The sequence below is a fragment of the Streptomyces sp. NPDC058008 genome (assembly GCF_042886395.1).
Classification (GTDB): domain Bacteria; phylum Actinomycetota; class Actinomycetes; order Streptomycetales; family Streptomycetaceae; genus Streptomyces.
In genome coordinates, this window is the sequence record NZ_JBHVQX010000026.1 from 103,709 (window position 1) to 118,400 (window position 14,692).

Annotated in this window: 13 protein-coding genes; 11 read left to right on the forward strand and 2 right to left on the reverse strand. The window is 72.3% G+C overall.

Annotated features, from left to right (window positions below):
• Window positions 1-157: 157 nt before the first annotated feature.
• Window positions 158-1,144, reverse strand: coding sequence for a UDP-glucose 4-epimerase GalE (gene galE, locus ACFVS9_RS24970; RefSeq protein WP_383114310.1), 987 nt, complete (start codon window positions 1,142-1,144; stop codon window positions 158-160).
• Between the two features lie 352 nt (window positions 1,145-1,496).
• On the opposite strand from galE, the gene ACFVS9_RS24975 reads away from it, so the two are divergent.
• The 11 genes from ACFVS9_RS24975 to ACFVS9_RS25025 all read left to right on the forward strand — a co-directional run bounded on the left by ACFVS9_RS24975 (window position 1,497) and on the right by ACFVS9_RS25025 (window position 13,387).
• The gene (locus tag ACFVS9_RS24975; RefSeq protein ID WP_389935574.1) at window positions 1,497-3,251 is read left to right on the forward strand and encodes a DUF5941 domain-containing protein; all 1,755 of its coding nucleotides are present in this window, start codon (window positions 1,497-1,499) and stop codon (window positions 3,249-3,251) included.
• Complete coding sequence (locus tag ACFVS9_RS24980) at window positions 3,248-3,985, forward strand: sugar phosphate nucleotidyltransferase (protein ID WP_389935576.1); 738 nt, start codon at window positions 3,248-3,250, stop codon at window positions 3,983-3,985. The genes ACFVS9_RS24975 and ACFVS9_RS24980 overlap by 4 nt, the downstream gene beginning before the upstream one ends.
• The gene (locus ACFVS9_RS24985) at window positions 3,973-5,034 is read left to right on the forward strand and encodes an iron-containing alcohol dehydrogenase family protein (RefSeq protein ID WP_383114313.1); all 1,062 of its coding nucleotides are present in this window, start codon (window positions 3,973-3,975) and stop codon (window positions 5,032-5,034) included. The genes ACFVS9_RS24980 and ACFVS9_RS24985 overlap by 13 nt, the downstream gene beginning before the upstream one ends.
• Window positions 5,012-5,791 carry a CDP-alcohol phosphatidyltransferase family protein gene (locus ACFVS9_RS24990; RefSeq protein WP_383114314.1) on the forward strand — a complete coding sequence of 260 codons (780 nt, stop codon included), beginning with the start codon at window positions 5,012-5,014 and terminating at the stop codon, window positions 5,789-5,791. The genes ACFVS9_RS24985 and ACFVS9_RS24990 overlap by 23 nt, the downstream gene beginning before the upstream one ends.
• An 8-nt stretch (window positions 5,792-5,799) precedes the next feature.
• Window positions 5,800-6,672, forward strand: coding sequence for a glycosyltransferase family 2 protein (locus tag ACFVS9_RS24995; protein ID WP_383114315.1), 873 nt, complete (start codon window positions 5,800-5,802; stop codon window positions 6,670-6,672).
• 110 nt (window positions 6,673-6,782) lie between these two features.
• Entirely contained in the window at window positions 6,783-7,712 is a 930-nt protein-coding gene (locus ACFVS9_RS25000) for an ABC transporter permease (protein WP_383114316.1), read from the forward strand.
• Window positions 7,705-8,490, forward strand: a complete 786-nt coding sequence (locus ACFVS9_RS25005; RefSeq protein ID WP_383114317.1) for an ABC transporter ATP-binding protein — start codon at window positions 7,705-7,707, stop codon at window positions 8,488-8,490. Before ACFVS9_RS25000 ends, ACFVS9_RS25005 begins: the two co-directional genes overlap by 8 nt.
• Window positions 8,491-8,915: 425 nt before the next feature.
• Complete coding sequence (gene hpnC, locus ACFVS9_RS25010) at window positions 8,916-9,833, forward strand: squalene synthase HpnC (protein ID WP_383114318.1); 918 nt, start codon at window positions 8,916-8,918, stop codon at window positions 9,831-9,833.
• Between the two features lie 29 nt (window positions 9,834-9,862).
• A complete protein-coding gene (hpnD, locus tag ACFVS9_RS25015; protein ID WP_389935581.1) occupies window positions 9,863-10,783 on the forward strand; it encodes a presqualene diphosphate synthase HpnD in 921 nt (306 codons plus the stop codon).
• Between the two features lie 115 nt (window positions 10,784-10,898).
• Window positions 10,899-12,287 carry a hydroxysqualene dehydroxylase HpnE gene (gene hpnE, locus ACFVS9_RS25020; RefSeq protein ID WP_383114320.1) on the forward strand — a complete coding sequence of 463 codons (1,389 nt, stop codon included), beginning with the start codon at window positions 10,899-10,901 and terminating at the stop codon, window positions 12,285-12,287.
• Window positions 12,284-13,387, forward strand: coding sequence for a polyprenyl synthetase family protein (locus tag ACFVS9_RS25025; RefSeq protein ID WP_383114321.1), 1,104 nt, complete (start codon window positions 12,284-12,286; stop codon window positions 13,385-13,387). Before hpnE ends, ACFVS9_RS25025 begins: the two co-directional genes overlap by 4 nt.
• Before the next feature lie 83 nt (window positions 13,388-13,470).
• Here the strand turns inward: ACFVS9_RS25025 and ACFVS9_RS25030 are convergent, their stop codons facing one another.
• A complete protein-coding gene (locus tag ACFVS9_RS25030) occupies window positions 13,471-14,400 on the reverse strand; it encodes a Yip1 family protein (RefSeq protein ID WP_383119070.1) in 930 nt (309 codons plus the stop codon).
• Window positions 14,401-14,692: the final 292 nt, after the last annotated feature.

The window sequence follows — 14,692 nt, forward strand, 5'->3', positions numbered from 1 at the left end:
CCCGTCGTGTCCCCAGGACAGCCCGGACGTACCTCGTCCGATGCGGCCAGTGAACTACGGGGGAGGGGTAGGGGGCAACACGGCACTGAACACCGTTGTCATGTGCTCTGACCTGCGGAAACGATCGCAGGTCAGAGCGTCGTCGATGGGGGCGGGCCTACCGCGCGGCGAGGGCCTCGGGGTGGTGCAGGCACCAGCCCTCCCAGGCCGACTCCACCATCTCGCGCATGCCGCGCCGCGCCGTCCAGCCCAGCTCCCCGGCCATCCGGCCGGCCGACGCCACCGCCCTGGCCGCGTCCCCCGGCCTGGGCGGCTCCACCACGGGCTCCGTGCGCAGGCCGGTGACCTCCCCGACCAGCTCGGCGAGACGGCGCACCGAGACGCCCTCGCCCCGGCCGATGTTCACGGTGAGGTCACCGCCGCCCGGGTTCCCGCCGAGGTGTCCGGCGACCGCGAGGTGGGCGTCCGCCAGGTCGGCGACGTGGATGTAGTCGCGGACACAGGTGCCGTCCGGGGTCGGGTAGGCGTCACCGAAGATCCGCGGGGCCTCGCCCCGCGTCAGCCGGTCGAAGAACATCGGTACGACGTTGTACACACCCGTGTCGGCCAGCTCGGGCGCGGCGGCGCCCGCCACGTTGAAGTACCGCAGGCAGGCCGTCGAGATGCCGTGGGCCCGCCCCGTCGCGCGCACCAGCCACTCCCCGGCGAGCTTGGTCTCGCCGTAGGGGTTGATCGGCGCGCAGGGCGTCTCCTCGGTGATGAGCTCGACGTCCGGGACGCCGTACACCGCCGCCGACGAGGAGAAGAGGAAGCGCCGCACCCCGGCCGCGACCACGGCCTCCAGCAGCACCGCGAGCCCGGTCACGTTCTCCCGGTAGTAGAGCAGCGGCTTCTCCACGGACTCGCCGACCTGCTTCTTCGCCGCGAGGTGCACCACACCCGTCACGGCGTGCTCCGTGAGCACCCGGTCGAGCACCTCACGGTCCGACGCCGAACCCCGCACCAGGGTGACCTCCGCGGGCAGCCGGGCCTCCACGCCCGACGAGATGTCGTCGAGGACGACGACCCGTTCCCCGGCACCCGTCATGGCCTTCGCCACATGTGCCCCGATGTAACCGGCCCCGCCTGTGATCAACCACGTCATGGGCGTCAGCTTAGACCGGCCGGGAAACGCGGTGCCGCCCTCCGGGGGCCCGCCGGGACCCCGTGCGGTCCCGACGCGGTTTGTGGGTCGAGGCGTTGATCGACGATGATGATCGCGAACGGCGCCGGATGATGGCCGATTCGCCCGAACGGAGCACGAACGGGTGGTGAAATCGGCCTTCCGTTCATCCGATAGCCTCAGCCGACGTGCCGCCGGCCCACCCCCGGGCCGTATCCCGCGCGCCGTTCCCGTCAGCACCAAGGAGTGAGTTCGTCTGTCGACCGCCATCCTCACCGGTGCGCCGGTACCCGGATCGTCGCTCGAGGACGATCTGAGGTCGCTCGGTTTCGACGTGACCGCCGCGGCGGACGCCGGTGAAGCCGCCGAGCTGCTCGCCGCGGTCCCCGCCGCCAGCCGCGTCGCGCTCGTGGACCCCCGCTTCATCGGCCACGTCCACGCCCTCAGGCTGGGACTCACCGACCCCCGCTTCGCCGCCGCCGCGATCCCCGGAGCGCTCACCGCGCAGCCCGAGGCCCGTCCCGCGCTGCTGCGCGCCCTGCGGCGGGCCGTGACCGTCGTCGGCGCCGGTGCGCCCGCCGCGGACCCCGGCCACGACGACGGCTCCCCGGACCGTACGGTGCCCGGCCGGCTGGCCCTGGCGCTGGACGCCGAGGGCACCGCCGTGCAGCACCCCGAGCTCGGATCCCTCACGGCCGCGGTGCCCACCGCCCCCGAGGAACGGAACGCCGCGCGGACCGCCGTGGCCGCCGTCGACGACGAGGCCGTACGGCTGCGCAGCGCGGTGAAGGCCCACGACGGCTTCTTCACCACCTACTTCATCAGCCCGTACTCCCGCTACATCGCCCGCTGGTGCGCCCGCCGGGGCCTCACCCCGAACCAGGTCACCACCGCCTCGCTGATCACCGCGCTGATCGCGGCGGGCAGCGCGGCGACCGGCACCCGGGGCGGCTACGTCGCGGCCGGGGTGCTCCTGCTCCTCTCCTTCGTCCTGGACTGCACCGACGGGCAGCTCGCCCGGTACTCGCTCCAGTACTCGACGATGGGGGCCTGGCTCGACGCCACCTTCGACCGGGCCAAGGAGTACGCGTACTACGCGGGCCTCGCCCTCGGCGCCGCCCGTGGCGGCGACGACGTGTGGGTCCTCGCGCTCGGCGCGATGGTGCTCCAGGCCTGCCGCCACGTCGTCGACTTCTCGTTCAACGAGGCCAACCACGACGCGGTGTCCAACACCAGCCCCACCGCCGCGCTCTCCGACAAGCTCGACAGCGTCGGCTGGACGGTCTGGCTGCGCCGGATGATAGTCCTGCCCATCGGTGAACGATGGGCCATGATCGCCGTGCTGACCGCCGTGACCACGCCCCGGATCGTGTTCTACGCACTGCTCGTCGGCTGCACGCTGGCCGCCTGCTACACCACGGCCGGCCGGCTCCTGCGCTCGCTGACCCGCAAGGCCCGGCGCACCGACCGCGCGGCGCGGGCGCTCGCCGACCTCGCCGACTCGGGCCCGCTCGCCCAGGCCGTCGCCGCCGTCCTGCGCCGTCCCGGCGGGGGCTTCACCGCCCCGCTCCTGGCGTTCGCCGCGGCCGCGCTGCTGGTCGCGACGGCCCTCCTCACCCCCTTCGGCGGCTGGCCGACCGTGGGCGCCGCGGCCGTGTACGCGGTCCTCTCCGGGCTCGCCGTGTCACGGCCGCTCAAGGGCGCGCTCGACTGGCTCGTACCGCCGGTCTTCCGGGCCGCCGAGTACTGCACGGTGCTGGTGCTGGCCGCCCGCAGTGACGTACCGCACGCGGTGCCCGCGGCATTCGGGCTGGTTTCGGCCGTCGCCTACCATCACTACGACACCGTCTACCGCATCCGGGGCGGTACCGGGGCACCGCCCCGGTGGCTGGTGCGCGTCATCGGCGGACACGAGGGCCGGACCCTGGTCGTGGTCCTCCTCGCCGCCGTACTCACCCACGGTCCGGATTTCACCACGGCCCTCACCGCGCTCGCGGCCGCCGTGGCTCTGGTGGTGCTCGTGGAGTCCATCCGCTTCTGGGTGTCCTCCTCGGCCCCCGCCGTACACGACGAAGGAGAACTCGCATGATCGGCCTCGTACTGGCTGCAGGTGCCGGACGCCGTCTGCGTCCGTACACGGACACGCTGCCCAAGGCCCTGGTGCCGGTGGACGGGGAGAAGACGGTCCTGGACCTGACCCTGGCCAACTTCGCCGAGGTCGGACTCACCGAGGTCGCGGTCGTCGTCGGCTACCGCAAGGAGGCGGTCTACGCCCGCAAGGCCGAGTTCGAGGCGAAGTACGGCGTGACGCTGACGCTGATCGACAACGACAAGGCCGAGGAGTGGAACAACGCCTACTCCCTGTGGTGCGCGCGTGAGGTCCTGAAGAGGGGCGTCATCCTCGCCAACGGCGACACCGTGCACCCGCTCTCCGTCGAGAAGACCCTCCTGGACGCGCGCGGCCGGGGCCGTCGGATCGTCCTCGCCCTCGACACGGTGAAGACCCTCGCCGACGAGGAGATGAAGGTCATCACCGAGGACGGCAAGGGCGTCCGGCGGATCACCAAGCTGATGGACCCGGCCACCGCGACCGGCGAGTACATCGGTGTGACGCTGATCGAGGCCGAGGCCGCCGAGGAGCTCGCCGACGCTCTCAAGGCCACCTTCGAGCGGGACCCCGACCTCTACTACGAGGACGGCTACCAGGAGCTCGTCAACCGCGGCTTCACGGTCGACGTCGCGCCCATCGGCGAGGTGACCTGGGTCGAGATCGACAACCACGACGACCTCGCCCGCGGCAGGGAGATCGCGTGCCTGTACTGACCCGCCTCATCCCGTCCCCGGTCGTCGTCGACATCCGGCGCGGCGCGATGGACGATCTGGCCGGTCTCCTCGCCGACCAGCGGATCTCCGCCTCGGGCAAGCTCGCCGTCGCGATCAGCGGCGGTTCCGGGCGCGCCCTGCGGGAGAGGCTCGCCCCGGTGCTCCCGGGCGCCGACTGGTACCCGGTCACCGACGGCACGATCGACTCGGCGGTACGGCTGGCGGACGGCATCAAGGGCAACCGCTACGACGCCGTGGTGGGCCTCGGCGGCGGCAAGATCATCGATGTGGCGAAGTACGCCGCGGCCCGCGTGGGCATGCCCATGGTCGCCGTCGCGACGAACCTGTCCCACGACGGGCTCTGCTCGCCGGTCGCGACCCTGGACAACGACAACGGCCGCGGCTCCTACGGGGTCCCCACCCCGATCGCCGTGGTCATCGACCTCGACGTGATCCGTGAGGCGCCGGCCCGCTACGTCCGCTCCGGCATCGGCGACGCCGTCTCCAACATCTCGTGCGTCGCGGACTGGGAGCTCGCCCACGACGTCCAGGGCGAGGAGATCGACGGACTCGCGGCCGCCATGGCCCGGCAGGCCGGCGAGGCGGTGCTGCGCCACCCCGGCGGGGTCGGCGACGACGCCTTCCTCAAGGTGCTGGCCGAGGGACTCGTGCTGACGGGCATCTCGATGTCGGTCGCCGGGGACTCCCGGCCCGCCTCGGGCGCCTGCCACGAGATCAACCACGCCTTCGACCTGCTGTACCCCAGGCGCGCCGCCAGCCACGGTGAGCAGGTCGGCCTCGGCGCCGGCTTCGCCATGTACCTGCGGGGCGCGCACGAGGAGTCCGTCCAGATGGTCTCCGTCCTGCGGCGCCACGGGCTGCCCGTGCTGCCCGAGGAGATCGGCTTCACCACCGAGGAATTCGTGCGGGCCGTCGAGTACGCCCCGCAGACCAGGCCCGGGCGCTTCACGATCCTGGAACACCTCAACCTGTCCACCGACCAGATCAGGGACGCGTACGGCGACTATGCAAAAGCCATCCATAGCTGAACTCCGTCCGGTCGTGCACCCTCCGGGCGTGAAGGACCGGCGCAGCGGCGAGCACTGGGCGGGCCGGCTCTACATGCGCGAGATCTCGCTGCGCGTCGACCGGCACCTGGTGAACACCAAGGTCACGCCCAACCAGCTGACCTACGTGATGACCGTCGCCGGCGTGCTCGCGGCGCCCGCCCTGCTGGTCCCGGGCATCCCCGGGGCCCTGCTCGGCGTGCTCGCCGTCCAGCTCTACCTGCTGTTCGACTGCGTCGACGGCGAAGTGGCCCGCTGGAAGAAGCAGTTCTCGCTGGGCGGGGTCTACCTGGACCGGGTGGCCGCCTACCTGTGCGACGCGGCGGTGCTGGTCGGCTTCGGCCTGCGGGCGGCCGACCTGTGGGGCCCGGGACGCATCGACTGGCTGTGGGCCTTCCTGGGCACGCTCGCCGCGCTCGGCGCCATCCTGATCAAGGCCGAGACCGACCTCGTCGGAGTCGCCCGTCACCAGGGCGGGCTGCCGCCCGTCAAGGAGGCCGCCTCCGAGCCGCGCTCCTCCGGCATGGCGCTGGCCCGGCGGGCCGCCGGGGCGCTCAAGTTCCACCGGCTGATCCTCGGCATCGAGGCCTCGCTGGTCATCCTGGTGGTCGCCGTCCTCGACACGGTCAGGGACGACCTCTTCTTCAGCCGCCTCGCGGTCGCGGTCCTGGCCGGCATCGCCCTTCTCCAGACCGTCCTGCACCTGGTGTCGATCCTGGCGTCCAGCAGGCTGAAGTGAGCTCTCCCATGAAACTCGGCGCGGTCATCATCACCATGGGCAACCGCCCCGACGAACTGCGCGCCCTGCTCGATTCGGTCGCCCGGCAGGACGGCGACCGGATCGAGGTGGTCGTCGTCGGCAACGGCGCACCGGTCCCCGACGTCCCCCCGGGCGTACGGACCGTCGAGCTGCCCGAGAACCTGGGCATCCCGGGCGGCCGCAACGTCGGCATCGAGGCGTTCGGGCCGTCCGGCTCCGACGTGGACGCCCTGCTCTTCCTCGACGACGACGGGCACCTGCCGAACACCGACACCGCCGAGCTCTGCCGGCAGGCGTTCGAGGCGGACCCGGGGCTCGGCATCATCACCTTCCGCATCGCGGACCCCGACACCGGGGTCACCCAGCGGCGGCACGTGCCCAGGCTGCGCGCCTCCGACCCGATGCGCTCCTCGCGCGTGACCACGTTCCTCGGGGGCGCGAACGCCGTGCGCAGCCAGGTCATCGCCGACGCCGGCCCGCTCCCCGGCGAGTTCTTCTACGCGCACGAGGAGACCGACCTCGCCTGGCGGGCCCAGGACGCCGGCTGGATGATCGAGTACCGCGCCGACATGGTGCTCAACCACCCCACCACCGCCCCTTCGCGGCACGCGGTCTACCACCGCATGGTGGCGCGCAACCGCGTCTGGCTCGCCCGCCGGAACCTGCCGGCGCCCCTGGTCCCGCTCTACGTCGGGGTCTGGCTCCTCCTCACCCTGGTGCGGCGGCCCTCCCTGCCCGCCCTCAGAGCGTGGTTCGGGGGCTTCCGGGAAGGCTGGACCAAGCCCTGCGGACCCCGGCGCCCCATGAGGTGGCGTACGGTGTGGCGGCTGACCAGACTGGGCCGGCCGCCGGTGATCTGAGAGGCTTTCCCTCTGAGACCATGAGCCGTAATCATTTCCGTACGGGGTACCTGTCCGCCTTGGCCGCGCCCGCGACCGGCTGCGCATCGTGAAGACGAGAGTTCTTAACTGTGAGTGACACGACCCAAGACGGCGGGATTGCCCTGAGCAGCCCGCCGTCCGCCGACGAGGGACTGAGCGCGTCCCAGCTGGCCGAAAAGTACGGCCTGACGGTCAGCGGAGCCCGGCCCGGGCTGTTCGGCTACATCCGGCAGCTATGGGGCCGCCGGCACTTCATCCTCGCGTTCTCGCGGGCGAAGCTGGCCTCGCAGTACAGCCAGGCCAAGCTCGGGCAGCTGTGGCAGGTGGCCACACCGCTGCTGAACGCCCTGGTCTACTTCCTGATCTTCGGGCTGATCCTGGGCACCCGGAAGGGGATGAGCCAGGAGGTCTTCATCCCCTTCCTCGTGACGGGTGTCTTCGTCTTCACCTTCACCCAGAGCTCGGTCATGGCCGGGGTGCGCTCCATCTCCGGCAACATCGGCCTGGTCCGGGCGCTGCACTTCCCCCGGGCCTCGCTGCCGGTCTCGTTCTCGCTCCAGCAGCTCCAGCAGCTGCTGTACTCGATGATCGTGCTGGTGGCCGTCGCGGTGGCCTTCGGCAGCTACCCGGGGCTCTCCTGGCTGCTGGTCGTCCCGGCGCTGGCCATGCAGTTCTTCTTCAACACGGGCCTGGCCCTGGTGATGGCCCGGATGGGGAGCAAGACCCCCGACCTCGCCCAGCTGATGCCCTTCGTCATGCGGACGTGGATGTACGCCTCGGGCGTCATGTTCTCCATCCCCGTGATGCTGGCGGACAAGCCGAAGTGGATCGCCGACGTACTCCAGTACAACCCGGCGGCCATCTACATGGACCTGGTCCGCTTCGCACTGATCGACGGCTACGGCTCCGAGAACCTGCCGCAGCACGTCTGGGCCGTCGGGCTCGCCTGGGCGCTCGTGGTGGGCGTCGTGGGCTTCGTGTACTTCTGGAAGGCAGAGGAACGGTACGGCCGTGGCTGAGGAATCGTCCCAGGGACACATCCCCACCGTGATCGCGGACGACGTGCACATCGTGTACCGCGTCAACGGCGCGGGCGGCGGCAAGGGCAGCGCCACCGCGGCGCTGAGCCGGATCATGCGCCGAGGCAAGGGCGAAGCGCGCGGTGTGCGCAAGGTGCACGCCGTGCGGGGCGTCTCCTTCACCGCCTACCGGGGCCAGGCCATCGGCCTCATCGGCACCAACGGCTCGGGCAAGTCCACCCTGCTGCGGGCCATCGCCGGCCTGCTGCCCACCGAGCACGGCAAGGTGTACACCGACGGGCAGCCGTCGCTGCTCGGTGTCAACGCGGCGCTGATGAGCGATCTGACCGGTGAGCGCAACGTCGTGCTCGGCGGTCTCGCGATGGGCATGAGCCGCGAGGAGATCCGCTCGCGCTACCAGGACATCGTGGACTTCTCGGGGATCAACGAGAAGGGCGACTTCATCACGCTGCCGATGCGTACGTACTCGTCCGGCATGGCCGCCCGGCTGCGCTTCTCGATCGCGGCGGCCAAGAACCACGACGTCCTCATGATCGACGAGGCGCTGGCCACCGGTGACCGGAAGTTCCGGGTCCGCTCCGAGGAGCGGATCCGCGAGCTGCGCAAGGAGGCCGGGACCGTCTTCCTGGTCAGCCACAACAACACCACCATCAGGGAGACCTGCGACCGGGTGCTGTGGCTGGAGAAGGGCGAGCTCCTGATGGACGGCGGCACCGACGAGGTGCTCAAGGCGTACGAGCGCGAGACGGGCAAGTAACCGCCGCGCGTGTCCCCCGCCGCGACGAGGCGGCGGGGGGCACCTGGCACGCGGGTCCGCGGCCGGAGTGACCCGCGGGGGCCGCGGGCGTTCCCGGGGAGGATCTCCTCCCGGCGGATGACGTCAATTGCCACGGATCCGGGGAAGGTTGACGACGGCCGGCATGTTGTACGACTGCGCGGCGCACCCCGGCGCGGCCCTGTGAGCTGTACAACGTAAGCTGTGACGGTGCTGATTCGCGGCAATGTGGGGTGATACGCCCCCTGTGCATCGCCCGTTGTGAGCATGTCGCACTCGGCCGGACGAGCGGCGTGTCCGAAAAGGGATGTTTTGGGTCAGCAGTGTAGAACGGGAGATATGACGGCAATGATGGAAAATCTCCAGCTCCGACGTGGTTTCGCCGTCCCCGCGTCGGGTGGTCCGCAGTGACCCGTACCCAGCAGGCGCGCTCCGACGCCGCCACCGCCACCCTCGACAAGGCCGCGGACGAGAACTTCCCCGTGGCCCCCTTCTTCCTGCCCCGCGCCTGGCGCGACGACCTGATGGCCGTCTACGGGTTCGCCCGTCTGGTCGACGACATCGGTGACGGCGACCTGGCCCCCGGCGGCGCCGACGCCCGCCACCTCGGCCTCGACCCCGGGCAGGGCGAGGACCGGCTCGCCGCCCTGGACGCGCTCGAAGCCGACCTGCACCGCGTGTTCTCACCGGCCGGCGACGGCCCGCGCCACCCCCTGATGCGTGCCCTGCGCCCCACCGTGCGGCGCTGCGCGCTCACCCCCGAACCCTTCCTCGGCCTCCTCGAGGCCAACCGGCAGGACCAGAAGGTCCGCCGCTACGGGACCTACGGGGAGCTGCTCGCCTACTGCGAGCTCTCCGCCAACCCCGTCGGCCGCCTCGTCCTCCAGATCACCGGCACCGCGAGCCCGGAGCGCATCCGCCGCTCCGACGCCGTCTGCACCGCCCTGCAGATCGCCGAGCACCTCCAGGACGTCGCCGAGGACCTCGGCCGCGACCGCGTCTACCTGCCCGCCGAGGACATGGCCCGCTTCCACGTCGGCGAGGCGGACCTCGCCGCCCCGTCCGCGGGCGCGGCCGTACGCTCCCTGATCGCCTTCGAGGCGGAGCGCGCCCGCGAGCTGCTGGACGAGGGCGTCCCGCTGGTCGGCAGCGTCCACGGCCGGCTCAGGCTGCTGCTCGCCGGATTCGTCGGCGGAGGGCGGGCCGCCCTCGGCGCGGTCTCGGCCGCGGGATTCGACGTACTGCCCGGACCGCCCAAGCCCACCGCGCCGAGACTTCTGCGCGAGGTGGGAGACGTCCTGCGAAGAGCGCACAGAGAGGGGTGAGCCGGACCGTGGAGGGACAGACGACGTACATGTCGGCACCGGTACAGGCCGCATACAGCTACTGCGAGGCCGTCACCGGACAGCAGGCCCGCAATTTCGCGTACGGCATCCGTCTGCTGCCGTACGAGAAGCGGCAGGCCATGTCGGCGCTGTACGCCTTCTCCCGTCGGGTCGACGACATCGGCGACGGCGAGCTGGACCCGGCGATCAAGCACGCCCGGCTGGAGGAGACCCGGGGGCTGCTCGGACGGATCCGGGACAACGCCGTCGACGAGGACGACACCGACCCCGTCGCGGTCGCGCTGGCGGACGCCACCCGGCGGTTCCCGCTGCCGCTCGGCGGCCTCGACGAGCTCATCGACGGTGTCCTGATGGACGTGCGCGGAGCGACGTACGAGACCTGGGACGACCTGAAGACCTACTGCCGCTGTGTCGCCGGTGCCATCGGCCGCCTCAGCCTGGGCGTCTTCGGGACGGAGGCGGGCGCGCCCGGCGCCGAACGGGCCGCGGAGTACGCCGACACACTCGGCCTCGCGCTCCAGCTGACCAACATCCTGCGGGACGTCCGCGAGGACGCGGGCAACGGGCGCACCTACCTGCCCGCCGACGACCTGGCGAAGTTCGGCTGCTCCGCCGGATTCCACCGGGCCACCCCGCCCCCCGGATCCGACTTCGCCGGCCTGGTGCACTTCGAGGTCCGCCGCGCCCGCGCGCTCTTCGCGGAGGGCTACCGGCTGCTGCCCATGCTGGACCGGCGCAGCGGCGCCTGCGTGGCGGCCATGGCCGGCATCTACCGCCGGCTCCTCGACCGGATCGAACGCGATCCCGAGGCGGTCCTGCGCGGCAGGGTCTCGCTGCCGGGGCACGAGAAGGCGTACGTTGCGGTGCGCGGCCTGTCGGGCCTCGACGCACGGTACATCTCACGCCGGACCGCCAGGGGGAGGGTCTGATGACGGGTCCGATCCGACACGCCGGGCGGGCAACCCCCCGGCGCTCACGTGCGTCCCTGTCCGCGACGACGCGGTGTGCGCCGCCGACCGCGCGGACACGGCGAAGGGAGCCGGTATGAGCGGCCCGAGCCCCCGGCCCTCCCGGGCGGTGGTCGTCGGCGGCGGACTGGCGGGCGTCACCGCGGCACTGCGTCTCGCCGACGCGGGGCTCGACGTGACCCTGCTCGAAGGCCGGCCGCGGCTCGGCGGACTCGCCTTCTCCTTCCGGCGCGGCGACCTGTCCGTCGACAACGGACAGCACGTCTACCTGCGCTGCTGCACCGGCTACCGCTGGTTCCTCGACCGCATCGGCGGCTCCCGCCTCGCCCCGCTCCAGGACCGCCTCGACGTACCCGTCCTCGACGTCGGCCGGCCCGCCGGGCCCAGGCTCGGGCGGCTGCGCCGGACCGGGCTGCCCGTACCGCTGCACCTGGCGGGCGGCCTCGCCGCCTACCCGCACCTCTCGCTCGCCGAGAAGGCCGGCGTCGCCCGCGCCGCCCTGGCCCTCGGCCGCCTGGACCCCGCGGACCCCGCCCTGGACGGCATCGACTTCGCGACCTGGCTGCGGCGCCAGGGCCAGTCGCAGCGCACCATCGAGGCCCTGTGGGACCTCGTGGGCGTCGCCACCCTCAACGCCACCGCGCCGCACGCCTCCATGGCGCTCGCCGCGAAGGTCTTCACAACCGGGCTCCTCTCGGAACCGGGCGCCGCCGACATCGGCTGGGCCGCCGTACCGCTGGGGGACCTCCACGACACCCTCGCCCGCAAGGCCCTGGAATCCGCGGGCGTGCGGATCCTCCTGCGCGCCCGGGCCGGTTCGCTGGAGCGCGCCGAGGACGGCCGCTGGGCCGTGGCGACCGAGGACGAACGGTTCGAGGCGGACACCGTCGTCCTCGCCGTGCCGCAGGGCGAGACCCACCGGCTGCTGCCCGACGGGGCACTCGACGACCCCGGCCGGCTGCTCGAACTCACCGACGCGCCGATCCTGAACGTGCACGTCGTCTACGACCGCACGGTGCTGCGCAGACCGTTCTTCGCCGCGCTCGGCTCACCCGTGCAATGGGTCTTCGACCGTACCGCGGCCTCCGGCCTCCAGGGCGGCGGCCAGTACCTCGCCGTGTCCCAGTCCGCGGCGCAGGACGAGATCGACCTGCCCGTCGCCGAACTGCGCCGGCGCTACCTGCCCGAGCTGGAGCGGCTCCTCCCGGCGGCGCGAGGGGCCGGGATCCGGGACTTCTTCGTCACCCGCGAGCGCACCGCGACCTTCGCGCCCACGCCGGGCACCGGGCGTCTGAGGCCGGGCGCGCACACCCGCGCCCCCGGGCTCAGCCTGGCGGGAGCGTGGACCGCCACCGGCTGGCCGGCCACGATGGAGGGTGCCGTGCGCAGCGGCTTCAGCGCCGCCGACGCCGCGCTCCAGGCCCTCGGCCGGCCCCACGAACATCCGCTGCAGGAGGCGGCATGAGCAGTACCACCGGAACAAGAGGAGAGTCTGTGACCCCGGCGAATCCGGCTTACGACACCGTGGCGGACCCCACGGACGTCACCGCGCTTCTGGAGCGCGGAAGGGCCCTGTCAGCGCCGGTGCTGCGAGCTGCCGTGGACCGGCTGGCGCCGCCCATGGACACCGTCGCGGCCTATCACTTCGGCTGGATCGACATCGACGGCCGTCCGGCCGACGGCGACGGCGGCAAGGCGGTGCGCCCCGCACTGGCCCTGCTGTCCGCGGAAGCGGCGGGCGCCCCGGCGGAGACCGGGATCCCCGGAGCCGTCGCCGTCGAACTCGTGCACAACTTCTCGCTGCTGCACGACGACCTGATGGACGGCGACGAACAGCGCCGTCACCGCGACACCGTGTGGAAGGTGCACGGGCCCGCGCAGGCGATCCTCGTCGGCGACGCGCTCTTCGCGCTGGCCAACGAGATCCTGCTGGAGCTCGGCACCGTCGAGGCGGGCCGGGCCGCCCGGCGGCTCACCACGGCCAGCCGCAAGCTGATCGACGGTCAGGCCCAGGACATCTCGTACGAGCACCGGGAGCGGGTCACCGTCGAGGAGTGCCTGGAGATGGAGGGCAACAAGACGGGCGCCCTGCTCGCCTGCGCCGTCTCCATCGGCGCGGTGCTCGGCGGAGCCGACGACCGCACCGCCGACACCCTGGAGGCGTACGGCCACCACCTCGGCCTCGCCTTCCAGGCCGTCGACGACCTGCTCGGCATCTGGGGCGACCCGGAGTCCACGGGCAAGCAGACGTGGAGCGATCTGCGCCAGCGCAAGAAGTCCCTGCCCGTCGTGGCGGCGCTCGCCGCGGGCGGACCCGCGTCGGAGCGGCTGGGTGAACTCCTCGCCGCCGACGCCAAGAGCAGCGACTTCGACAGCTTCTCCGAAGAGGAGTTCGCCGCCCGCGCGGCGCTCATCGAGGAGGCGGGCGGCCGTGAGTGGACCGCCCAGGAAGCCCGCCGTCAGCACGCGGTGGCCATCGAGGCGCTGCACGGCGTCGACATGCCGGAACGAGTGCGGGCGCAGCTCACCGAGCTCGCCGACTTCGTGGTCGTACGAAAGAGATGATCACCATCCAGATATGACTCGCAGTCGCCGGCGGGGGGCCCCCCGGGGGCCCCCCCCCCGCCGCCCCTCCGTCGCGTCGTGTCTCAGATCGTGCCGAGCTTGATGATCGAGAGCAGTGCGATCAGCTGGATCGCGGAGGCGCCCAGGGCCTTCGGCCACGGCAGGTCGTGCGACTTGCTCACCATCGAGGTGAAGAGCGCTCCGGCGGCCAGCCAGGTGATCCAGCCGAGTATCTGGACCAGGGAGTTCTCGCCGCCGAGGAACAGGGCGAAGACCAGGCGCGGCGCGTCCGTGATCGACATGATGAGCATCGACAGGCCCACGGTGGGCTGCCAGGAGCCCGTACCGCCGAGCTGGCGCGCCAGGGTGTGCGTGACCGCGCCGAGGACCAGCCCGCCGATGACGAAGCCGACGCCCGTGAAGATCACGTACGGCGCGGCCGTGGAGACCTCCGCGTGGATCGCCTCGTCGCGTGCCTGGTCGAAGCCGAAGAGCGCGAGCAGGCCGTAGACGAAGGTGACGACGATCGCGGGGCCCCAGACGGCGTAGTCCCGCATCTGGAAGAACGTCGGGCCCGGCCGCATCACGATGCCGCTCAGCAGCTGCTTCCAGTGCAGCCGCGGCCCCGCGGGCGCCGCGGGGGCCTGGCCGGCCTGGTAGGTGTTCCCGTCGCCGTACGGGTCCTCGTGGATGCTGAACGCCTGGGTGTGACCCGGGGCGTTGGCATACGGGTCCTGCTGCGAAGGCTGCTGGTAGGGGTCACCGAAGTACTCCGGTTCCCCGTGTCCGCCTGCGTGTCCGTTCCCACCCCCGTGTCCGTTGCCGCCGTGCCCGCCGCCGTACGGGGCGCCGCCCTGGGGGCCTCCGTACGGTGCGCCGTTGCTCCCCGCCGGGGGCCACGACTGCCCGCCGTACGGCGGCGGTGATGCCTGCGCGCCGTACGGCTGCTGCTGCTGCGGGTGTTGCTGCGGTGTGCGGTTGTCCCGGCCGCGTCCGATCCTGAATCCAGCCACACATCGAACGTACCTGGTCCGTGTGGGTGCGGTGTGAGGGCCGGGGGAACAAGGGGCCCATTGCGGCCTAGCTGTGACATCCCCTAAGGGAACCCCGGAGGGTCCGCCGCACCGGCCGGGGCCCTCCGCGGGGCCCCGGTAACGGCCCGGGCACGCGGTAACGGCCCGGGCACGCGGAAGCGGGGGGGGGGGGCCCCCCCGCCCGGGCGGGCCCGGACGGGGGAGGGGGGCCGAGTGCCGGGGGGGGGCACGGCCGGCGCCGCGGCCGGCGGCAGAGGTGGACAGCACCCGG

Coding starts and splice junctions, on each gene's coding strand:
- ACFVS9_RS24980 (WP_389935576.1), top strand. CDS start 3,248: ATGATCGGCCTCGTACTGGCTGCAGGTGCCGGACGCCGTCTGCGTCCG.
- ACFVS9_RS24990 (WP_383114314.1), top strand. CDS start 5,012: ATGCAAAAGCCATCCATAGCTGAACTCCGTCCGGTCGTGCACCCTCCG.
- ACFVS9_RS24995 (WP_383114315.1), top strand. CDS start 5,800: ATGAAACTCGGCGCGGTCATCATCACCATGGGCAACCGCCCCGACGAA.
- ACFVS9_RS25025 (WP_383114321.1), top strand. CDS start 12,284: ATGAGCAGTACCACCGGAACAAGAGGAGAGTCTGTGACCCCGGCGAAT.
- galE (WP_383114310.1), bottom strand. CDS start 1,144: ATGACGTGGTTGATCACAGGCGGGGCCGGTTACATCGGGGCACATGTG.
- hpnD (WP_389935581.1), top strand. CDS start 9,863: ATGTCGGCACCGGTACAGGCCGCATACAGCTACTGCGAGGCCGTCACC.
- hpnE (WP_383114320.1), top strand. CDS start 10,899: ATGAGCGGCCCGAGCCCCCGGCCCTCCCGGGCGGTGGTCGTCGGCGGC.